Source organism: Roseimicrobium sp. ORNL1 (assembly GCF_011044495.1).
Classification (GTDB): domain Bacteria; phylum Verrucomicrobiota; class Verrucomicrobiia; order Verrucomicrobiales; family Verrucomicrobiaceae; genus Roseimicrobium.
Genome location: NZ_CP049143.1, coordinates 7,257,826 through 7,280,335 on the forward strand (window position 1 = coordinate 7,257,826; position 22,510 = coordinate 7,280,335).

10 protein-coding genes, 2 tRNA genes and 3 rRNA genes are annotated in these 22,510 nt (G+C 57.8%); 3 read left to right on the plus strand and 12 right to left on the minus strand.

Annotation, left to right across the window (positions count from 1 at the left end):
* Positions 1 to 4 precede the first annotated feature (4 nt).
* From G5S37_RS29340 to G5S37_RS29350, 3 genes are all read right to left on the minus strand, one after another.
* Complete coding sequence (locus G5S37_RS29340; RefSeq protein ID WP_165209650.1) at positions 5 to 994, minus strand: universal stress protein; 990 nt, start codon at positions 992 to 994, stop codon at positions 5 to 7.
* 185 nt (positions 995 to 1,179) lie between these two features.
* Positions 1,180 to 2,100, minus strand: coding sequence for an alpha/beta hydrolase (locus tag G5S37_RS29345; protein ID WP_165209653.1), 921 nt, complete (start codon positions 2,098 to 2,100; stop codon positions 1,180 to 1,182).
* Positions 2,101 to 2,157: 57 nt separating this feature from the next.
* Entirely contained in the window at positions 2,158 to 4,704 is a 2,547-nt protein-coding gene (locus G5S37_RS29350) for a transglycosylase domain-containing protein (RefSeq protein ID WP_165209656.1), read from the minus strand.
* Between the two features lie 145 nt (positions 4,705 to 4,849).
* Here G5S37_RS29350 and G5S37_RS29355 point away from each other — a divergent pair, with 145 nt between their 5' ends.
* The 3 genes from G5S37_RS29355 to G5S37_RS29365 all read left to right on the plus strand — a co-directional run bounded on the left by G5S37_RS29355 (position 4,850) and on the right by G5S37_RS29365 (position 8,845).
* Positions 4,850 to 5,914, plus strand: coding sequence for an SAM-dependent methyltransferase (locus G5S37_RS29355; protein WP_165209659.1), 1,065 nt, complete (start codon positions 4,850 to 4,852; stop codon positions 5,912 to 5,914).
* A 75-nt stretch (positions 5,915 to 5,989) separates the two neighbouring features.
* On the plus strand, positions 5,990 to 7,090 hold the full coding sequence (gene asd / locus G5S37_RS29360) for an archaetidylserine decarboxylase (protein ID WP_165209662.1): 1,101 nt from the start codon (positions 5,990 to 5,992) through the stop codon (positions 7,088 to 7,090).
* A 117-nt stretch (positions 7,091 to 7,207) separates the two neighbouring features.
* Positions 7,208 to 8,845 carry a hypothetical protein gene (locus tag G5S37_RS29365; RefSeq protein WP_165209665.1) on the plus strand — a complete coding sequence of 546 codons (1,638 nt, stop codon included), beginning with the start codon at positions 7,208 to 7,210 and terminating at the stop codon, positions 8,843 to 8,845.
* 44 nt (positions 8,846 to 8,889) lie between these two features.
* Here G5S37_RS29365 and G5S37_RS29370 read toward each other — a convergent pair whose 3' ends face one another.
* The 9 genes from G5S37_RS29370 to G5S37_RS29410 all read right to left on the minus strand — a co-directional run bounded on the left by G5S37_RS29370 (position 8,890) and on the right by G5S37_RS29410 (position 22,220).
* Positions 8,890 to 11,361, minus strand: coding sequence for a DUF87 domain-containing protein (locus tag G5S37_RS29370; RefSeq protein ID WP_165209668.1), 2,472 nt, complete (start codon positions 11,359 to 11,361; stop codon positions 8,890 to 8,892).
* Between the two features lie 168 nt (positions 11,362 to 11,529).
* The gene (locus G5S37_RS29375; protein ID WP_165209671.1) at positions 11,530 to 12,141 is read right to left on the minus strand and encodes a hypothetical protein; all 612 of its coding nucleotides are present in this window, start codon (positions 12,139 to 12,141) and stop codon (positions 11,530 to 11,532) included.
* 201 nt (positions 12,142 to 12,342) lie between these two features.
* Positions 12,343 to 12,457: ribosomal RNA gene (gene rrf, locus G5S37_RS29380) — 5S ribosomal RNA — on the minus strand.
* Positions 12,458 to 12,683: 226 nt separating this feature from the next.
* Positions 12,684 to 15,477: ribosomal RNA gene (locus tag G5S37_RS29385) — 23S ribosomal RNA — on the minus strand.
* A 119-nt stretch (positions 15,478 to 15,596) separates the two neighbouring features.
* Positions 15,597 to 15,673: transfer RNA gene (locus G5S37_RS29390), tRNA-Ile, on the minus strand.
* A 53-nt stretch (positions 15,674 to 15,726) separates the two neighbouring features.
* Positions 15,727 to 15,799: transfer RNA gene (locus G5S37_RS29395), tRNA-Ala, on the minus strand.
* A gap of 110 nt (positions 15,800 to 15,909) precedes the next feature.
* A 16S ribosomal RNA gene (locus tag G5S37_RS29400) occupies positions 15,910 to 17,443 on the minus strand.
* The 16S, 23S and 5S rRNA genes sit together here with 2 tRNA genes alongside, the layout of an rRNA operon.
* Positions 17,444 to 18,460: 1,017 nt before the next feature.
* Positions 18,461 to 19,759, minus strand: coding sequence for a DUF1552 domain-containing protein (locus tag G5S37_RS29405; protein WP_165209674.1), 1,299 nt, complete (start codon positions 19,757 to 19,759; stop codon positions 18,461 to 18,463).
* Positions 19,760 to 19,784: 25 nt separating this feature from the next.
* Positions 19,785 to 22,220 (minus strand): DUF1592 domain-containing protein, encoded by a 2,436-nt coding sequence (locus tag G5S37_RS29410; RefSeq protein ID WP_240914742.1) that lies wholly within the window; start codon positions 22,218 to 22,220, stop codon positions 19,785 to 19,787.
* Positions 22,221 to 22,510: the final 290 nt, after the last annotated feature.

The following is a 22,510-nucleotide window of genomic DNA, read 5'->3' on the forward strand; positions in this document are numbered from 1 at the left end:
CACCTCACGCCATGGGCACGGTGGCGGGAGGGAAAGGGCTCTCTTGTTCATGGCTGGCGTCATGAGCGTCACCTCCCTCATCCTTCACCTCAACGGGCAGCTCAAACCCATCCGGCTTCACGGTGAGCACGGAGCAGGGGGCGTGGGTGACAATCTTCTCCGCGGTGGTGCCGATGAGCAGGGTGCGCAGATTGGTCTTCCCGCGAGTACCCAGCACCACCAGGTCCGTCTTTGTAAGTTTCATGTGCTCCAGGATGGCCTCGCGCACATTGGACCGATCCTTCACAAAGGCATTCCACGTGAGACTGCTCGGTGCGGTGCGCATCAGCGGGCGGAGGAACCCATCCATCTCATACTCCCACTGCGCCAGTCCCTGGGGTTCCACAGGCGTAATGGGAGGTGAGAATCCATTGTAGTCCATGTTCAGCGCCAGCACGGACTGATTGATCAACAGGCAATCCAACATGGCCCCATGCAGTTCCGCAAAGTGACGTGCTGCCGTCACGGCCTTGGCCGAAGTCTCGGAAAGATCCACGCAAGCGGTGATATGGTGGAAGCTGCCATCCGTGCCTTCACGTACCAGCAGCACATCTGCGGGTGCCTTGCGCATGCACTTGCTGGCTACGGAGCCGATGTCATTGGGTCCGTGTTCAGAGCCGCGAGTTCCCATCACCATGAGGTCCGCCTCCAGTCGATGGCGGGCACCAATCAACGCCTGGAAGGGCTGTCCAATATCCAGCTCGATGCGCACATGGTCGGCAGCGACGCCGGTGACGGTGACGAAATCAACCACGGTCTGGTCGACGTGTTGAAACAACTCCAGATCCGTCCAGTGGTGAGCCTCCTTCATGGACTCGGCAAGCTTCGGATCGATGACATGCATCACGGTGATTGGGGTCTTTCCGGGGGAAGCGATGCGGGCGGCGGCATGCAAGGCCGCGCGGCTTCCAGGAGAAAAGTCGACCCCCACCAGAATGTGTTGGTAGGTCTTCATGAGATGAAAAGTTGAACGGGGGGTTCGTATCAGGCAGGCGCCACAGGGTGAACACCTCCACGCCGCAGCTTTCTTCTCTCCTGAATCGCACAGGACAAAATCTGCGGATGGCACTCTTAACCATCGTCCAACCGGCGTTCGATGCTTTTTGCCCTGCAGACGAGAAGGCAACGCTCGAAGCCGCCTTACTTCACCCACTCCTTGAGCACCTTCAGCGTCTCCTCCCGCTTCTCCAGCAGGAAGAAGTGCCCACTGTCCGGCATGAGGTGCGAACGCACCTGGGCCCCGCGCCCCCGTGCCTGTTGCACGCCCCGGTTGAAATAGCCACTTGCCACAAAATCCTCGCGCGCGCCGGAGAGGAAACAGATGTCCATGCCTGGAGCGAACCGCGTCAGCACCGTGTCGGGTGCATACGCAGCGAGGCAAAGCAGACGCTTCCAGTCCTGCGGTGCCTCCACGTACACCTTGCAAGCGCCGAACCCACCGGCAGAGAGCCCGATGAGCACCGGATTTTTCAGAGGGGCCTGCGTCACGGTCGCCGTCTTCGCAAGCGCTTCCTTCACATAGGCGGCGGGAATGCTGCCGGTGCTCATGCCATAGGCCGGGCAGACGATCACGGCTTCAGGAAAGGCTTCCACGAGGACGTGCAGGCACCAGAGGAAACTGCCCCCGGAGCCGTGCAGAAATACGATGGTCGGCGTGTCCGCCGTGACCGCCTTGGGGAGGTACACGGTGGCGAGACCTTCAGTGGGCTTCGTCTCGCTGTAGCAGTAGGGCAATGCCGTGGGCGCGCGCTGAAACACGGTGTCCCCAGTCATGAGCGTGTACCGCTCTGCCGACAGGTGTTGCAGCTTCGCGGCATCTCCCGGCGAGAGGCCCAGCATCTGCGGCTGGCTCAGGCTCAAGGCGACGATCGACGCCTCCGGCAGCGTCTGCAGGGCGAGCCGGAAGGCCGGCAGCCAGTCCCCGGCACTGCCACCCAGCTTCACCGGTGGCGAAGTGTGTGCGCTCTTCCAGCGCACCTGCATCACCTTCTGCGCCGCAGCTTGGGAAGCGCAGCCCATGTACGCGAGGCAAAAGAGCACGGCAGACAGGCACAGACGCATGCCACCGTCATATCACGCCACCGTGATTGCTCCAAGCACTACTAGTACTGCGTTCTGCTAATCTAGCTTGAGCGGCGGCGGGGGGGCGAGCTTGATGGGGCTCTGAGGCTGGTTGTCCTCTTCCATCACCGGCACGGCGCGGGGGACCACCTCGCCGCTTTCATCCACCGGCTCAGCACGGGGCACGGGGATGATGGCATTGTACGGATCATTCCCAATCACGGTGAGTCCCTTCATTCGTACGGAGGGCACATTCATCGCTGCGGGATTGAGCGGTATCGTGTCTTGGGCCGGTTCCATCATCCCGATGACCGGGCCCACACCTGCGGCACCGCCGCCGCGATGCACGTTGCAGTAGGTCTCAAAGTTCGAGCCGGGGCGCATCACTTCGCGATGGGTGCAGCGCACCGCCTTCATGCCGCCATTCACCGTATCCGGAACCTTTTCATAGCAAGAGTCCACCGCCCGCAGCCCGCTCTTGTTGCAGATCTCCACCATTTGCGCCTCCTGGGGCGGGGCGATTTCTTCTGTCTTATAATCCTTCGCAGAAGCATTCATGATGTCCGACCAGATCGGAAGCGCGATGCGGTTGCTGAAAGCACCCTCGTAGATGGGCTTCTGCTGATCAAACCCACACCAGACACCGCACGTCACCGAGCTGGTGTAACCGAGGTACCACAGGTCCTTGAACTCGTAACCCGTGCCCGTCTTGCCGGCAGCAGGGAACTCCTTGAGACCAAACTCGGCGCGCGCCGGCCGGCCCGTGCCACGATCGAGTGCTTCCACGAGGCAGGAGTGCGTCTGGTAGGCCGCAATCTCATCCATCACCTGCACCAGGGGTTCATCGTCTTCTTTGATCTGGTAGATGACCTTGCCCTTGTCGTCCGTGATGCGGTGGATCATCGTCAGCTCCTTGGGACGCTTGCCCTTGTTGGGGAAGGCGCTGTAGGCGAGCACCAGCTCATCCAGCTTCGCTTCGCTCGCTCCGAGGAAGCTGCTGGGATAGTCGCGCACCGGTGACTTGATGCCCGCGCGAGTCACCAAATCCTTCACCGCAGGCAGACCGATTTCCAGACCCAGCCGCGCTGTGGCAGCCGTGCGGCTCTGCACCAGAGACTCACGCAGGGAAATGGTGTCGCCATAGACTGTCTCTTCCTGTTCCGTGCCCCATTCACCGAGCTTGCCATCGAAGCCGCCGATCATCACAAGGCGGTTGTTGATGGGCTGGTCTTTCATCAACGCCGGCGGGTAGTACTGCGGCTTCTCAAACGCCGCAGCGTAAACAAATGGCATGAACGCAGTGCCCGTGGGACGGCGCGACTGCATCGCACGGTTGAACATGCTGTCCAGGAAATCACGTCCACCCACCATCGCCAGCACGGAGCCGTCATGGTTGTCGATCACCAGTGCCGATGCCTGGAGATACTGCGGGGCAGGCATGGGTGTGTTTGCGGGGATCTGCTTCGCGGCGATGCGCTTCTTCACCTCGCCCTTGATCTCATGGTACAGCGCATACGTCTGGTGTGTGTAGCCGGGGCGCTGCTCCACCTCGGACAGGCGCTGGCGCACCGATGCCTCCATGGCGCGCTGCAGACGCGCATCCACCGTGGCGTAGATGTGGAAGCCACCTGACTGTGCCGCTTCCTCGCCAATGATGTCGATTGCCTGCTGGCGGATCTCTTCCGTCACGTGACTCAGGCGGGTGACATTGTCCGGGGGATTCGTCACCACCGGGATGACCTTGTACTGCTCTGCTTCAGTCTTGGAAAGGAAACCTTCCTCGCGCATGCGATCCAACACGTGGTCGCGGGCCTTCTTCGCGCGCTCGGGATAGCGCAGGGGTTCGAGATTGTTAGGACTCTTGATGATGCCGCAGATCAGCGCGCTCTCTTCCAAGGTGAGATCCTTCGCGTCCTTGCCGAAGTATCCCTGTGCCGCTGCCTGGATGCCGTACAAGTTCCGACCGAAGAAGATTCGGTTCAGGTACATTTCGAGGATCTCGGATTTTGTGTATTTTTCCTCGATGCGCTCCGCGATGAACCACTCCACAATCTTGCGGGTGTATCGCGAGTTCTTGTCGCCGCTCTTCTCAAGATCCTTGAGCTTGAAAGCATTTCTCGCGAGCTGCTGGGTGATGGTACTTGCACCCTGGGTTTCCTCGCCGGCCTTGTAATTCAGCCACATGGCGCGCGCCACGCCCCACATGTCCACGCCTTTGTGGCGGAAGAAACGCTCGTCTTCCTGAGCCGTAAGCGCATCGATAAACTTCAGCGGCACCTGCTCGAATTTGATCGGGGTGCGGTTCAGCACATAGATGCGGCCCAGTTCATCGCCGCGCCGGTCATAGATGAGGCTGGCTTTTTCAATCTTGTGCAGGTCATCCAGGTTAAACGTCTCCGCCTGCGCGCGCAGGGGTGCGAGAAACGCCATGACCACGCCCATGACCGTGACGCCGGAGACGAGGCAGATGATGGCCAGGATGGCGAACCACTTGCGCCGGTAGATGGGCACCCTGCGCTTGACGACATTTCCTTTGCCACGTTTCGACGGGGGCACCGTTCCACCCAACTGGCGGGCAATGGGGTTCACTTCAGGCTCAGGCATTTGGGGGTAGTTTGCGTTGCAGTGGGGAGAGAGTATAGCCCCTTACCGTAATATGGCCAACGCAAACCCTGTGCCGTCAGTCCTTGTACTTATTCGCAACCGGATCGCCTCCGCGCCGGGTGGTCGCCTCACGTGGGCGGAAGTCATGCGGATTGCACTGTATGAGCCGGGAGTGGGATACTATCGCCAGGGAGTCCGCTGTATCGGACGGGAGGGGGATTTCTTCACCAGCGTCAGTGCCGGCCCGCTCTTTGGCCGGCTGCTGGCGGAGCAAGCCCGTCAGGTGTGGGTGTCGATGGGTCGACCGGCCGAGTTCACCCTCATTGAGCAGGGCGCTCACGACGGTACCTTGGCCCGGGACATTCTAGTCGGTTGTCGGGAGCTGGACGCAGCACTGGCCGAGGCCGTGCGCTACGTCATCGTCGAGCCGGATGCAAAACTCCAAGAAGCCCAACGCAAGACTCTGGCGAGCGAGCCACGGATTTTCTGGGCTGCGGATCACGCCGGCATCCCATCCTCCCCAGCCGCGCTTTTCCTCTGCAATGAGCTGCTGGATGCCTTCCCCGTGCACCGCGTGCGCTGGACTGGCACTGAATGGCGCGAGTTGTGGGTGGGCTTGGCTGCTGGCACCTCTGATTTGGACTTCGTCGAGGGTGCCCTGAGTGATCCGCGACTGGCGACCGCGACCTCCGGCTTGGGCACCGAGTTCCCGGTGGGTTACACCACGGACATCTGCCTGGACGCCGATGCTTGGGTCGAGTCGCTTTCCACCGCTCCCTTTGATGGCGCCGTCCTTCTGCTCGACTATGGGCGGTCGGCGGCAGAGTACTTCGCGCCAGAGCGCATGGACGGCACGCTGCGCCGCTATTATCAGCATCGTACGGACGGCAAGGTCCTGGAAGATCTCGGGGATGCAGACCTCACGGCTGACGTGAACTTCACTTGTGTGGTGCAAGTTGCGGAGAAAATTGGCCTAAATCTTGCCTTATTCATAGAGCAGGGCCGCTTTCTGACTAAGCTCTTCGCCGATACCCTTTCCTCCCGCCCGATGTCCATGGATACCAACAGCAAACGCCAGTTTCAGACCCTGACCCACCCCGGGTTGCTGGGCCGGAATTTCCACGCGCTGCTACTGGCCAAGGGTACACCTGCCTCCCATTTTTCCTCTGCGAGCGAGCAGGAGGCAGCAAGGCGGCGTTTAGGAATGTAACCTTGGGAAAGTTTTTCCGATCCCATCCTTGCCTCCAATTGCTCTTCGCAATCCTCATCCCCTTTGGTCCCTTCAATGAGCCTCCCGTCCGAGCCCGTCGAATTTTTTAATCGCTACACCGGGAAGACCGAGACCGAAGTGATTTATGGAGAAGGCTTTTTGCGCTGGGCCTACGAGAGCAAGGCTGGGCGTGTCACGCTGGCCACGCTGGTGAAGCGGAAGCTTTTCTCCTCCTGGTACGGCTGGCGCATGTCCACCCCAGCCAGCCGCGAACGGGTGCTCCCATTCATCGAAAAGTATGGCATCAACCGCGCCGAGATGGCCGGGGAGCCGGAGTACTACCCGACCTTCAACGCCTTCTTCGCACGCAAGCTGAAGCCCTCGGCGCGGCCGATCGCTGAGGAACCGGATACGATTGCCTTCCCTGCGGATGGCCGCCACTTTGCCATTCCTGATATCGAGGCCAGCGATGGCATTTTTGTGAAGGGAATCCCCTTTGATCTCCGCACGCTGCTGCAGGATGACGCACTGGCGGAGAAATTTGCCAAGGGCTCGATGATCATCTCGCGGTTGTGCCCTGTGGATTATCACCGGTTCCACTTCCCTTGCGCCGGCGTGCCCGGTGAAGCGAAGCTGATCAATGGCCCGCTCTACTCGGTAAGCCCCATCGCGCTGCGCCAGCGCCCCACTCTCCTGTGGGAGAACAAACGCTACCTCGTGCGGCTTCACACGGAACAGTTCGGCGAAGTGTTGCTGCTGGAAGTCGGCGCCACCTGCGTGGGCACCGTGAAGCAGACCTACCGTGCCGGTGAGCCCGTGCAGAAGGGGCAGGAGATGGGCTATTTCATCTTCGGCGGATCCTGTTTCATCACCATCTTCGAGCCCGGACGCGTGAAGCTCTCCGCGGATCTTCTCAAACACAGTGCCCAGCAGCATGAGGTCTATGCTCGGATGGGTGACGTCGCAGCCACGCTGAGGAAGCCTGGCCAGGAAGACAAGGAGCAGCAATCGGAGGAAGAGCTAGCGCTGGCATCAAAAGAAGGAGCCCCTGCCAGTTCACCTTCATCTGTTCAAGAGCGCGAAGCCATCGGAGCTCTGCAGGAGGTTGGACCTTCTGGTCCGACAGCGGGCGTTGGGTCTTCCGACCCGACAGAAGGCGCGGCTGCGGAGATTTGATCGAGCACATCTCCATGCGGTGTCGTGGTGCACGCACCCTATGGCATGTTGCGTTTTCGCCTGTTCCCGTGTCCGTTTCCCCATGACGCTTTCGTTGCGTATGGCTAAGCTCCGCGCATGAAGTGGACACGCCGCATCCTCATCGCTGTGATTATCCTCGCCGGATTGATCACGGCCGTGTGGTGGGAGGAGAACTGGCGTGGCCAGAAGATTTGGGAAGAGTCCTGCGCACGTCTTCGAGCTGCGGGTGAGCCGGTGGACATTGCGGACATCATTCCGCCGATAATCCCGGACGAGGAGAATGTGGCAGCGGCGCCAATTTTCGCGGAGCTGCTGGCAGCTTCCGATCCGAACACGACGCGTCTGGGGTTAATCACGGAAGGCTGGGCGACTCGCGTATCCAGATCAGGTGTCCGATTCCCCACCCACAGACCGCTTTCCCCTGGGAACCTGTCATTTTTGGATCTTTGGGCTGATTCGATGCGGAAAACGTTTCCAGCCTCTCCTCCGACCGGACCGTTCCAAAGCACCTCTGATGAAGTGCTTCACTTTTATGCGCAGTTCGATGGCGAGTGGAATGAAATTCACGATGCCCTCAATCGGCCTCAATGCCGTTGGCCACTCGAGTATAAAGACGGCTTGGAGATGAAGGTCAGTTATTTGTCGTGCCTGCAGCAGTTGCCAGTCACTTCGCGGGGTTGGATTGCTGCATTGGCGGCAAGTGGTCACGAAGACGCGTATACTAAATCGTTGGTTTCGCTCCTTGAGCTCGGACACCGTGTCGAACAATCTCCTGCCAACCTGCTCTCTTACCTGGTCGGCATCACCATGAGTGCGGTCACCCTGCAGGCCTGGCAAAATAGCTTACCTCTAGCGAACCTATCGGATGAGCAGTTGCTATCACTTCAGCTGGCACTCCAGAAGTTTGCGCTTCGGAACGCGCTGGTTGCAGTGCAGAACGAGAGAGTGATGTTCCTGCACACCTATATTCCGGCATCATCCAGCTATCTGTATAAGGCGTTGACGGGTTCTTGCTCTTGCGGAACGCCGTCCAGGTGGCCTGATGCCCCTCGTTGGGTGAATCGGGTGGAAGACACGGCATTCCACGCGTTGTTTATCGCCAGACCACGTGGCTGGGAGTTGGCTGATCTCGCGAGTTTCCAGGAATCCCTTGTGGATCTCAGTAGTGGAATTCTTGACAGTAAGCGGGATGTGTTTGTCGCCTCCAAAGTAGGCGACATGCGCACTGAAGCGCTTGTCCTCGCTGACAAGTCCGGTTGGTTCACGTTCTCCCGTCATGCGCTGGAGGAGACTGCTTCGATGCATCAGCGTATCCTGCAGCGTGCCGCCAGTTTCCACGCCACCGTCAGGTGCGCGATGGTTTGGTGTGCTGCCGAGAGATTTCGGCTCAAGTACGGACACTTCCCCCAAGCGCAAGAGCAGCTCGTGCCTGAGTTCCTCTCCGCCCCGCTACTTGACCCCATTGATGGAAGGCCACTTCGATATTCGCTCAAGGATGGCAATCGTCTGTTGGTATATTCCTTGGGCTGGGACGGAAAAGATGATGCTGGTGTGCGCGGCAAGCGGACTGAGGGCGACTTTGGCTGGTCTTCTGATCCCGCCATGTTCTCCACTGCTGAAGATCTTGAGCGTTGGAAGCAGGAAGACGAAGAGCGCGCCGAACGGCTGGCTCCTTCGAAATCCGCTCCAGGTCGGCCAAAGCCCAAGAAGTCGAAGCGCGGTACTGCTCCGTGATTGGGACGACGGGACAGTCGCGCTCTGGAAAGGGTGTAGTGTGTCTACTTCCCCACCCACAATATCCCCACCGCGTTTGGCGTGATGTTCTTCTTCATGGGAGTGAGTTTCACCACTTCGAAGGTCAGGGCCGTGGGGTCGTATTGGTCGCGGATCTTCTGGGTTTCATCCGAGAGCTGTTGATCGAGGGCCTTGAGTTCTTCACGGTAGCGCTCGACCTCCCCTTCTGCGGAGGCGGCTTCGCGGGACTCACGGAAGATGCTGCCGACTTTGTTGACGTTGGTAGCGCTGACGACGCTCGACTTTCTGCCGAAGAGGGCGCCTAGAAGTGAGGTGCCGATCGTGGCGGCGGTGCTCCACTTGGCGCTGCTGGCCTGGGCCTTCTGGGTCTCCACCTTCTGCATTGCCTTCGCTGCCTTGTCCTCGATGGCCTTGGCCTGCTTCATCATCTTGGCGCGCAATTCTTCCACTGCTTTGTCGCGCAGCTCTCGTGCGACTTGGGAGACGCGCACACGGAAGTCAGCCTCGCTTTCGCCGAAGTTGGAATAGGCTTCCAACAAGGGACTGTAGCGGATCTCGGCTTCGTAGTTCGCGTAGACCCAGTTCGTGAGATCCTTCTCAATGGCTTTCCACGTGGCTGCTTTTTGCGCAGCACTGGGGAGATCTCCAAAGGATGCGCCATTGTCAGGGTCGCGATCCAGTTTGGTGAGATCGATGTCACGCGGGACATCCAGGAACTTGTCCCAGTTCACCTTCGCGTTGGCCGCGTCGATTTCATTCACCAACGTGACCGTAGCGCGACCACTGATCTTCTTTTTCGCATCATTGAAAAGCACCGTCGCCGAGCGCAGCATGGCGGGCACGTAGGAAGATCCACCTTCGCTCTGGAAGTACTCGACTGCGGGGTCAGGGAGTTTCGGACGGAATCCTGAGCCGGCAGGGGCTGCTTCGGTCGTTTCCTCTTCCTCACTGGAGGGCGGGAGAAATCCGGCGTCTTCGTCCGCCGGCTTCTTTTGTTTGGGCAGCGGAGGTGGGCCGGACTTGGCGGCCTTCTTCGGGGTCGAGCTCTGCATCAAGGACGCAAACGCTTCACGCTTGGGATCCACGAGTGACTTGATTTGATTTCGCGAGAGCGGACCGCGCAGATACGTCATGACCCACCGCACGCTGAAGACTACGGGGTGATCTTCGTGCACGTTGTTCATGAGGAAGATGCGGTTCCCCAGGGCGGAGAGAAGGTTTTCCATCTCACTGCGGTTGAACTTGGCGTTCTGCGAACTGGCAGCGCCTTCGAGGCCATCGAGCACGCGGGCCTTGTCGCGCTCCGTCTGGAGGCGTCCGAGAAACCAGGTGCCGATGTTGGACAGCGCCTTGTAATCGAGGTCTACGGGGTTCTGGGTGGCGAGTAGGATGCCGAGACCGAAGGCTCGGGCCTGCTTGAGCAGGATCATCATCGGCTTCTTGCTCGGCGGATTCGCCGTGGGAGGGAGATAGCCGAAAATTTCGTCCATGTAGAGCATGGCGCGAAGGCTCGTGGTACCCGACTGCTGGCGCATCCAGCCGAGCGTCTCATTCAAGAGCAGGCTCACGAAGAACATGCGCTGCTCGTCGCTGAGGTGCGCGATGCTGAAGATGCTGACGCGCGCTTTGCCCTCCGGCGTGTAGAGCATCTTCTGGATGTCCAGTGGCACACCCTGCAACCAGCTCGCGAAGCTGGGCGACGCGATGAGATTGTTCAGCTTCATCGCCACTTCGGTGCGCTTCTTCTCGGAGAGGAAGTCATCCACCGCGACGACGCCGACCTTCTCAAAGGGAGGCTGCTGCACGAGGTGCACCAGGCTTTCGAGCGTGACGTCCTGCCCTTTGGCCCAACAATGAGTGAAGATATTCGCGAGGAGGATGTGTTGCGGTGACTGCACCGGATCTCCCTCCACGCCGGCGAGACTGAGGAGACTGGTGGAACAGCTCTCCACGCGCTCCTGGAAGATTTCCGCGTCCTCGATGAGTTCTGCCGGTGGTGCCGCGAGGGAAGCAAGGATGCTCACTGGAATACCCGCGCTGCTGCCTGGCGTGAAGATGTTGATATCCACCTTCTCGCGAAGCTTCTTGATGCGGTCGGCGCTCTGGCCCCATTCGCCGAGTCCCTTGACCCACATTTGGGCCTGGGCGGCGGCGTATTCCGTGACGGATTGCCCCTTCTTCTGGGCGTCCTCCGGATTTACCCACGGCTCGAATTCGCTGCCTTGGAGATTGGGGAACTGCAGAAGGAAGTTCGCGATGTCGCCTTTCGGGTCGATGGCGAGGACGGGGATGCCATCCATGGCGGCCTCTTCAAGAAGCGCGAGGCAGAGACCCGTCTTGCCGGAGCCGGTCATGCCCAGCACAACGCCGTGCGTCACGAGGTCCTTGGAATCATACAGGACGAGATTGTCCTGAAGGGCCTTGGTCGCGACGTCGTACTCACGACCGAGGTAGAAGGTGCCGGGCTGCTCGTAAACTTCCGGTTTGATTTCCATAAGGAGGAGGGTGTTGGAAATCCGGTTTAACTGCAAAGCGCAATTCGCTCAATGCTTTTCCTGTGAAGGAACCTGCATAGGGCAACAAACCGCAACGCGCGTTCGGCCAACGGTTCACAAATCATGGTGGAGCGAGGCACCGTGAGGCCACCGCTGTCGCCAGAACATTCACGCTTCAGCGCCCTTTTGCCGGAGCATGTCCAGATACCAATCGACGATTGCTTCGGGTTCGGCTTTTCCTTCGGTGTCGCCCACGGTTGAGAAGGCGGCGGTCATTCCCGCGTACGGTTCAGTATCGGGCGGCGGGGCCATTCCGAATCCCAACTGCCATGCATCACCTGCCCAATGACCAGCCGGCATTCGGTAGCGGAAGACATGAAAATCACGCTGGTGGCCGTCAAAGATCCTCGGGACTGTTTTGACCAGCTCCATGGTTTCCGGTGGATCCTGCAGTTCATTGGGATGCATCATCCAAAAAGCAAGGGAGCTTGCCGCCTGGTCGACTGGAGAGTTGTAGGTATCGGGCAGGAGTTCTGCTTTGCCCGCATCTCGCAAAGCGGCAAACAGGAGGTGGCGGGCTTCAGGACGGGCGGCCAGGGCGGCAACTTCGTCTTTCGTGATCTCTTCCCCAGCCTCAATTTTGTCCTCCAGAGGCTCGAGAAGTTTCAGCAGCCTCTCGTCTCTCTGTTGCGCGCCCCTGTTTACGGATGTCCAGCGCCAGATGATCCAGGCCACGACGAGCACGACTACGACAACCAATGCGATGACAAGGTATCTCATGGGGAAGCGCGGTTACACCAGTCGTCCTGCCATCTCTCTGGTGCGTTTCGGACAGATTGTCAGCTCCTTGAAGGGAAGACAAGATCTATGCGGTCGTCGCCGCCACATCGCCTAGATCTTTTCTCCACGCCGCGTCGGATTGGCGACATGCGTATAAAAAAGCAAAGCCGTTCCATTGCTGGAACGGCTTTGATTGAAATAAACTGGCGACTGCCTACTTTTGCATGACCTTTCGTCAGGCTATCATCGGCTTTGCAGCGTTTCACTTCCGTGTTCGGGATGGGAACGGGTGGGTCCACTGCGGGATATCACCAGAAATCTATCCAGGGGCACTGCTTTTTAAGGGCGGTGGGCTGGCCAGAGTCCTGATGATGGACTTTGGGTTTAACTGGGCCGGTAGCTGGTGGCAACTGTTATTGCTATCAACTATCGACCCTCAACTATCAACTACTTCGGGGAGACCGGAGGGTTGGTTTGAAAACTGCACACAAGGTCTGAAACGATAATGTCGGTGATATGAGATGCTAACAGGGATGCAAGGATGATTAAAAATGTATGGACTATTAGTAGTGATACGCTGAGCAGGTTACCCTGGCTTGTACGTTCACCCTATCGCGTGGTAGTCTCCCACGGTCCTGTGATAACTAATCTTGGGATGAGCTTGGCGCTTAGATGCTTTCAGCGCTTATCTCTTCCGCACTTGGCTACTCAGCCGTGCCACTGACGTGTCAACTGATGCACCATAGGTGCGTCACTTCCGGTCCTCTCGTACTAGGAAGAAAACCCCTCAATTATCATGCGCCCACAGAGGATAGAGGACCGAACTGTCTCGCGACGTTCTGAACCCAGCTCGCGTGCCGCTTTAACCGGCGAACAGCCGGACCCTTGGGACCTTCTCCAGCCCCAGGATGCGACGAGCCGACATCGAGGTGCCAAACTTGACCGTCGATATGAACTCTTGGGTCAAATCAGCCTGTTATCCCTAGCGTACCTTTTGTCCGTTAAGCGACGGCAATTCCACTTTAAGCCGCCGGATCACTTAGGCCTACTTTCGTATCTGTTCGACTTGTTGGTCTCACAGTTAGGCGTGCTTATGACTATGCTCTCGACACGCGATTGCCAACCGCGCTGAGCACACCTTCGCGCTCCTCCGTTACTCTTTGGGAGGATACCGCCCCAGTAAAACTGACCAGCTGCCATTGTCCTGAATCTCAGTTAGAATCGCCAACACCAAAGGGTGGTATCTCACTTTTGGCTCCACCTGACCCGAAAGTCAGGCTTCAAAGCCTCCCACTTATACTGAGCATTGAAATCGGCGAGTCAGTGACAGCCTACAGTTAAGGTGCATAGGGTCTTTCCGTCCTTCTGCGGGTAGGCGGCATCTTCACCGCCACTACAAATTCACTGAGCGCCTCGTTGAGACAGCGGTCAACTCGTTACACGATTCGTGCAGGTCGGAACTTACCCGACAAGGAATTTCGCTACCTTAGGACCGTTATAGTTACGGCCGACATTCACGGGGACTTAGGTTCAGAGCTTCGCCTTGCGGCTAACCCCTTGCCTTAATCTTTCCGCATTGGTCACGTGTCACATCGTATACGTAGACTTTCGTCTTAGCACAATGCTGTGTTTTTGATAAACAGTCGGTTGACCCAATTTACTGCGACCCCTTGCGGGGCATCCCTTCTCCCTAAGTTACGGGACTAGATTGCAGAGTTCCTTAACGAGGGTTCACTCTTGCGCCTGAGCGTGTTTCGCTCACCCACCTGTGTCGGTTTGCGGTACGGGTAATGAGGGAACGATCTGTCGCTTTTCTTGGCGGGTGGTGTCCCTAGCGCGGTCAGGCCGAAGCCCTCCCTGCCAAGTCAATAAGGTCTGCTAAGACCACCTCCCGCAACAACAGTACTTAACCCCACTAGTACAGGAATATTAACCTGTTATCCATCGCGTAGACATCACGCCGTAGCTTAGGACCCGACTAACCCTGGGACGAACATCGTTGCCCAGGAAACCTTGGGTTTATGGCGGACCAGTATTTAACTGGCCTTATCGTTACTTATGTCTGCATCCTCTCTTCTGGAAACTCCATCGTCAGTTACCTTCAGACTTCGCTGTCGCCAGAATGCTCCTCTACCAAGCTTTCGCTTCCAGAGCTTCGGTACAACGCTTATCGCCAATCATTTTCGGCGCAAAATCTCTCGATGAGCCAGCTATTACGCACTGTTTAAATGATGGCTGCTTCTAAGCCAACATCCTCACTGTCATTGAGATTTTACTTCCTTTCCACTGAGCGTTGTTTGGGCACCTTAGCTGCTGGGCTGGGTTGTTTCCCTTTCGACAATGAAGCTTATCCCCCACTGTCTTACTGCCATGCTTCACACAGAGGTATTCGGAGTTTGATTGAGGTTGGTAGGAAAAATATCCCCCTAGCTCATTCAGTGCTCTACCCCCTCTGCTCAGCGCATGACGCTGCACCTAAATACATTTCGAGGAGAACCAGCTATTACGGGGTTTGATTAGCCTTTCACTCCTACCCTCAACTCATCCGAGAATTTCTCAAGATTCACCGGTTCGGCCTTTCACGTTGTTTTACCAACGCTTCTGCCTGGTCAAGGGTAGATCACCACCGCTTCGGGTTTGGCTGCTGCTGCTTGGGCGCCGGTTAAGACTCGCTTTCGCTGCGCGTATGCCCCTGAAAGGCTTACACTTGCAACAACAACCAACTCGCAGACTCATTAAGCAAAAGGCACGCCATCACCGGACAAGCCGGCTCTGACACCTTGTTGGCACATGGTTTCAGGGACTATTTCACTCCGCTCACAGCGGTTCTTTTCATCTTTCCCTCGCGGTACTTGTTCACTATCGGTCATCAACGAGTATTTAGCCTTACACCGTGGTCGGTGCAGATTCATGCGAAGTTTCACGTGTATCGCATTACTCAGGAGTTCCTATCTTATCGTCGGCTTTCGGTTACGGGCCTGTCACCCTCTATGGAGCAGCTTTCCTGAAGCTTCACCTAGCCTATTGTCAGAATATCGGAGTCCTACAACCCCGGGAGCAAAGCCCCCGGTTTGGGCTGTTCCGCTTTCGTTCGCCACTACTGACGGAATCACTTTCGTTTTCTTTTCCTCTGGGTACTGAGATGTTTCACTTCCCCAGGTATCGCTTCTCATATGCGGAGCATATGAGATACTGTAGTTTACTACAGTGGGTTATCCCATTCGGAGATCCCCGGGTGAGCTTCACGGCAGCTATCCGGGGCTTATCGCAGCCTTGCGCGTCCTTCATCGCCTGTTGATGCCAAGACATCCACTATGTGCCTTAGTTATTTTTAATCAGTCATTGAATTTGTTTGCATCTTGTCCTGGCCTTAACACCAGGACATCACTGAACATTTTTCAGTTTGTGTGCAGTTTTCAAAGAACTCTCCAGATCTCATCTTCCAGTGGCAAGAGTGGTGGGCCTGATAGGACTCGAACCTATGACCCCCGCCTTATCAAGGCGGTGCTCTAACCAACTGAGCTACAGGCCCGCAGGTCGCTCTCGCATTTGCCCGCTTGTTTTCGCTTTCGCTAAACTTACGACTGGAGGCAAGGGGATTCGAACCCCTGACATCCAGCTTGCAAAGCTGGCGCTCTACCAACTGAGCTATACCCCCGTTTCGTGAGGCTGATGTTACACAGAACTATTTGTTCCAACAGAGGCTAAACAATGCACTGCAGATTCCACACCCAATGGACGTCATGATTACTCATGAGGTTCCTATAGAAAGGAGGTGATCCAGCCGCAGGTTCCCCTACGGCTACCTTGTTACGACTTCATCCCAGTTACCAGCCTTGCCTTAAACCGATGCCTCCTTGCGGTTGGCGCACGATCTTTGGGCGAAGCCAGCTTCCATGATGTGACGGGCGGTGTGTACAAGACCCGGGAACGTATTCACGGTACCGTAGCTGATGTACCATTACTAGCGATTCCAACTTCATGCAGGCGAGTTGCAGCCTGCAATCTGAACTGAGCCCAGTTTTCTCGATTTCCTCCACCTCGCGGTCTCGGTTCACTTTGTACTGGGCATTGTAGTACGTGTGCAGCCCTGGCCGTAAGGGCCATACGGACTTGACGTCATCCCCACCTTCCTCCCAGTTGATCTGGGCAGTCTAGTCCAAGTGCTCGGTAAAACCGGTGGCAACGGACTACAGGGGTTGCGCTCGTTGCGGGACTTAACCCAACATCTCACGACACGAGCTGACGACAGCCATGCAGCACCTGTGCAAAGCGTGTATTGCTACACTAGCTGGCTTTCACCAACGACACAATGCATGTCAAGGCCAGGTAAGGTTCTTCGCGTTGCATCGAATTAAGCCACATACTCCACCGCTTGTGCGGGTCCCCGTCAATTTCTTTGAGTTTTAATCTTGCGATCGTACTTCCCAGGCGGCACGCTTATCGCGTTAGCTTCGGCACGGAAAGGGTCACTTCCCACACCAAGCGTGCACCGTTTACTGTCAGGACTACCGGGGTATCTAATCCCGTTTGCTCCCCTGACCTTCGTGCCTCAGCGTCAGATACTGTCCAGAGCCCAGCCTTCGCCACTAGTGTTCCTCTCGATCTCTACGCATTTCACTGCTACACCGAGAATTCCAAGCTCCTCTCCAGTCCTCTAGCACAGGAGTATCGGGTGCAATTCAGAAGTTGAGCTCCTGGATTTCACACCTGACTTTCTGCGCAGCCTACGCACCCTTTACGCCCAGTAATTCCGAACAACGCTTGAGACCTCTGTATTACCGCGGCTGCTGGCACAGAGTTAGCCGTCTCTTCCTCTTGCGGTACTGTCAATCCCACACGCAGTTAACGCGGGGCCTTACTCTCGCATGACAGGAGTTTACAATCCGAAGACCTTATCCTCCACGCGGCGTCGCTCCATCAGGGTTGCCCCCATTGTGAAAGATTCTCGACTGCTGCCACCCGTAGGTGTCTGGACCGTGTCTCAGTTCCAGTGTGGCTGGTCATCCTCTCAGACCAGCTACCCGTCGTTGCCTTGGTGAGCCGTTACCTCGCCAACTAGCTGATAGGCCGCGGGCCAATCAGGAAGCGACAGGTTACCCCGTCTTTAGTCTTGCGACCACATGGAGCATTAATCCAAGTTTCCCTGGGCTATTCTCCTCTTCCCGGCATGTTACCCACGTGTTACGCACCCGTTCGCCACTGAATATTCCGGTATTGCTACAAAAATATCCCGTTCGACTTGCATGTCTTATCCACGCCGCCAGCGTTCGTTCTGAGCCAGAATCAAACTCTCCAAAAATTGGAGCATCTTTCCTTTTACAAAAAGATACTGACTTTATTACTTAACTTTTTGTCCACTGCTATGTGCAACCATGCAGTGCATTGTTTAACCTCTGTTTTTGGTGGCAAATTCGCTCTCGCAAATCCTCCAACCGTAGTCTGTGTAAAGATCCGTTTCTGCTTCAGTCTGAAGAACTTGCTTTGCAGTTCGCTCTTCGTTTGGCAGCCCGTCGTTTTCTGTCGGGATGTAGATACTACTCGGGACTCCCTTTTCGTCAACTTCCTCATCACACTTTTTTAAACATTTTCGCCGGATTGGGGTGGCGGTTGACCGCCTCAGATTTGGTTATTCCATGATGCGTCGAACGTTTTCGCGTGGGCTTGTTATGCGTTCAGTAGTAGGTTTATCCAAAAGCTCGCAGTTATTCACCGTCCTTTATGCATGCGGCGAAACGACCGCATCCTGAGCGGAATAAGAGTCCGATTCGGCTGAAATCTTTGTGAGAAGACTTTTTGAGGGCCAAAATCGGGGTCTGGACCCGGCTTTTCGGGGCTCAAATGCCCGAGTTGGAACGGCCAAATCGGACGAAGAACCCGCTTCCCCTCAAAGATCGGGGGCATTCTTGTCCCCATCTGAGGCGTGAACGGAGTCATTGGAGGAAGAACGTCCCCATGGTGTAAGGGCATCTCGCAGGGGAGCGGCACTAGCCTCAGTGCCGGTGGTGGGCAAAATGGGGTGCGGAGCCTTTTCCTTCGAAGCTGTAAGGACGCTTCCAAGCTGTGCGCGTGGCGACGCTGCATATGACGGCACTAGGCTAGTGCCGCTCCCTGCGAAGCAGTTGCTTCGTTCGGGCGAAGGGAGGTATTGAGCGCTTTTGAGGTCGTTCGCGCCTCCATGGGGACAGGAATGCCCCCACTCCTTGGGACAGGAGTCTCTTCACACGTAGGGGCCATTCTACCCCTTCATCTCTCTAAGCGGCATCAAGGAGCGCAGAACTTCGCGCCCCTGCTCTGCTCGGCATCACTACACACGCACTCACACCAGCGCATTCATCGTCCCCGTACTGCTGGAGAACTTGTCCACCCCCACGCCCATCTGCTGCAGGAGCGTCACGAAGAGATTGCAGAGGGGCGTGTTGTTGTCGTGCTTGAAGGCGTGATGCTGCCCATGCTTGAGCCCGCCTCCTGCGAGGATCACGGGCAGGTTCGTATTGTCGTGCTTGTTGGCGTCTCCCATGTTGCTACCGAAGAGCACCATGGTGCGGTCCAACAGGCGGGAAGAGTCTTCCTTCTTGGAAGCCAGGCTCTGTATCAGGCTGGCGAGAATCACCATCTGCTGGCGGTCCGCTTCCTCAAGCTGCTTCACCTTGTCTGGCGCCTGACCGTGATGGCTGAGGCCGTGGTACCCTTCCGTGGTGTTCTCATCCCCGTGGATGTTGAAGGCGGGTGTGGCGAAGGCATCCACCATGAGTGTGACGATGCGCGTGGAATCCGACTCGAACGCGAGCTGCGCCATGGCCAGCATGAGTTCCAGCTTGTCGAAGATGCGCTTCTTGTCCTGGATGTCCGTCGGTTCCTTCTGCGAAGTCACTGGCTTGGGCTTCAGTTCCCATTCGCGGGAGGTAACCAGTCTCTCTTCCACCTCACGCACGGAGGTGAGGTATTGATCCAGGCGCGCGCGATCCTCGCTGCCGAGCCCACGGTTCATGCCACCCATCTGCTCGCGCAGGGTGTCCAGAATGCTGCCACGTTCATCGAGACGATTGAGCTGCCGTTTCACCATCTCGGGATCGCCCTGGATGAACATGCGGCGGAACAGCGCCGTAGCACTGTCCTCCGCGGGCAGCAACACACCGTCGCGCGTCCACGAGAGGCTCCGGTTGGCCTTGTCGATGTTCACGCCCAGGTTCAGCGAAGGAAAGCGCGTGAGCTGCCCCAGCTTCTCCACGGCGAACTGGTCGAGCGAAATCTGATTGCGGAAGCCGCTCTTGGTGGGACCACGCGCCGCCGTGAGAAAGCAGTTCTCTGCGCTATGTCCTCCATTCACATCGGGGTGCGACATGCCGCTGAAGATGCTGAACTCGCGCTTCACCTCTGCGAGCGGAGCCAGCGTGGGCGTGAGCTCATAGTCGCTCCCCGTGGCCGTGGGGAAGAAGGGCTTGGGCAGGAAGCCGAGATTGTTCGAGATGATCAGCATGCGCCGCGGCGCTGCGGTCTGCGCGGCCCGGCTGAACACCGGCGTCATGCATTCGAGCAAGGGCAGCGCGAGCGTCACTCCGGCGCCGCGAAGAAAACGACGGCGGGAGAAGGGCCGGGCGATGTGAGGGGCATTCATGGGAGAAGTATGCGCAATACGCAGATCAAGGGTTTCCGAGGAAGATGCGGCTCTGCACCAGGGCAAGGAGCAGGTCACGCACGCGGTAGCCATCTGCCGCGCAGCCATCCAGCAAGGCTTCGATTTCCCGGCGGTCTGAATAGCGCACGGGTGTGCCGGTGGCATACACGGTCAATTGTTGCAGGACATTCCGGGCAAGCTGGCGTGAATCCGCAGCGAGGATGCCCTTCAAGTCATTCACGTCTTTGAAGCTGGGACCGTTTGCGAGCTTGGCACTGGAGTCCACTGGACTGGTCAGCGTGTAGCTGAAGTCATGACCGGCGCGATCGATGCCCGTGACGCGCTCACCTTCTTCCAAGCCACGATACCGTCCCCGCCAGCCGCCGAGGATGTCGAAGTTTTCCAAGGCAACTCCCACGGGATCGAACTTGGCGTGGCACGTCGCGCAGGACTGCGACTTGGTATGCAACGCCAGCAGATCACGGATGGTCTTGGCACCACGGATATCTGGCTCCACGGCGGGCACACTTGTAGGCGGTGGCGGAATCGTTCTGCCAATGAGTCGCTCGGTGACCCACGCTCCTCTGACCACAGGCGAAGTCGTGGTTCCATTCGAGCTGACCTTCAAGACTGCCGCTTGAGTAAGCAGCCCACCAAAGGGGCTCCCTGCAGGCAGTGCGACTTTCCGCAACGTGGATCCACTCATCGCGGGTAGGCCATAGTGCTTCGCGAGGCGATCATTCGCGAAGACGAAGTCCGACTTCACCAGCGCGCTCGCCGGCAGATTCTCACGAAACATTGCACTGAAAAATGTGCGCGTCTCGCGACCCATGCTCTCCACGAGATATTCATCAAAGCGGTACTCGGGGAAGAGCCGGATGTCTGGATCATCGCGCCGGATGTGTCGCAGGCTTAGCCAGTAGTCCGTGAAGCTCTTCACGAAACGCTCAAACCCGGCGCCTTCGAGAAGACGCAGCGTCTCCGCTCGCAAGGTGACCGCGTCATGAAGCTTGTCACTGCTTGCGAGTTCCAGCAGGTGGGCATCTGGTCGCGTGTTGGCGAGGAAATGAGACAGCCTCGAAGCAAGCGCAAAGTCGTCTCTCTTCGACACGGGCTCGCGCAGGTAGATGAAGTCACCGGATGCCAGGAAGGCCTTGTATCCCGCCAGCATGGCCTCCTTGAAGGAAGCACCCTTTTCCATCCGCTGCCGGATGAGAGCGTCAAACATCTGCAAATCCTTCTCCGAAACCGGCTCACGTGCGGCGAGCTTCACAAAGCGCCGCAGCAGGCGCTTGGCCTCTGCTGCCACCTCAGCATCTGCCGGCTTCACCTCGGTGCCGTAGGCATCAAAAAGCACGCGATGCGATGCCGGTGGCCAGTTCGGTGGCGGTAGGGGTCCCTCTACCTCCAGCCATTGCACCGCAATCCCCGGCTGGCCGCCCTCTGGAAAGGGTGGATAGCGATAGGACGGCGCCGAGCCATTCGGATTCATCGCGAGCGGCATGGGCTGGCCCAGCAGACTGTACTCAAACGACTCCCCTTCCCTCAGCCGGACGATCGTTTCGTAAACCTGGTTCTCCGGCTGGATGTCGATGATGCCACCTTCATCCCGCACTTCATTGATGATGTCCGCCCCGGCAGGTTTACGCGAACGGAAGGTCATCGGCACCGGCTCTTTGGCGGGCAGCAGGGTGAAACCTTTCTGCTGCAACACGGCGCGTGCGGAGAAGCGCACCTTGTACCGCCCGGGATGCTTCGCGACGATGTTCTTCGGATTCCCGATGTAGGGCCAGCTCGCGGAACGAAACAGCGCCATCTCAATGCCTTCGTCTTTGGCTGCTTTCTTGATCTCCTCGTTCTCTGTCTTTCGGTCCCACTCCATGGCCTTGTTGTCACGCGCGAAGAACATCGCCTCGCGATTTCCAAACGTGCCTGTGCCGGGGAACAGATCCGTGCCCACGTTGCGCCATTTCAGGACCGGAGGCGGCGCGGCCTCGGTCACCATGGCGGCTCGTAGTGCCACCTCGGCGGCATCCAGATACGCAGCGAGCTGCACGCGCGACATGTCCAGCATCGCCGTGGTCTTATTGAAATGATGCCCTTCGCGGTCCTCCGGCAGGATGTCCCGGATGTCCAGGTCTGGGAGTTGCAACACATCGCGCAGATTCTGCTCGTACTCATCGCGATTCAGCCGCCGCATGGGTCCCCGGCCATGGGCTTTGACGTCTGCAAGGTCGGCCTCGTATAGCGCCGCATCCAGTGAGTTTACCAGGGTGGTTCGATCTACAGCCGGCAGTTCCTCTGCTTTGGGCGGCATCTCGCCCGACTGCACCCGGTCATACACCCGTACCCAACGAAGCCGTGCGGCCGCATCCGCGAGGTCAAACGGCAGCGATGTCAGATCCAGACCACCCTTCTGCACTTCCTTGTCGTGGCATTCCAAGCAACTCTGCGAAATCATCGCCGGCACATCGGCTGCGACTGCTGATGTCAAAGGCAGCACCAGCGAGCTCAATCCCGACAGGGAGAGGAGAAGCAGAGAGTGAGAATCGACTCTTTTGGATAGGCAAAAGGGCATGAGCATTCGGGCAACGGCCGCGGAAAATACGGCCGTCGCCCGGTGGCTTTCTCGCGGAACCGCTCCGGGCAGCGCACCAAGACCTATCCAAAATCCACTTCAGAGGTGCGCCTGCCCCCAAGAATTGGGGGCATTCAAAGGAGCGTGGACACTCTTGTCCGCCGTTCTGTAGC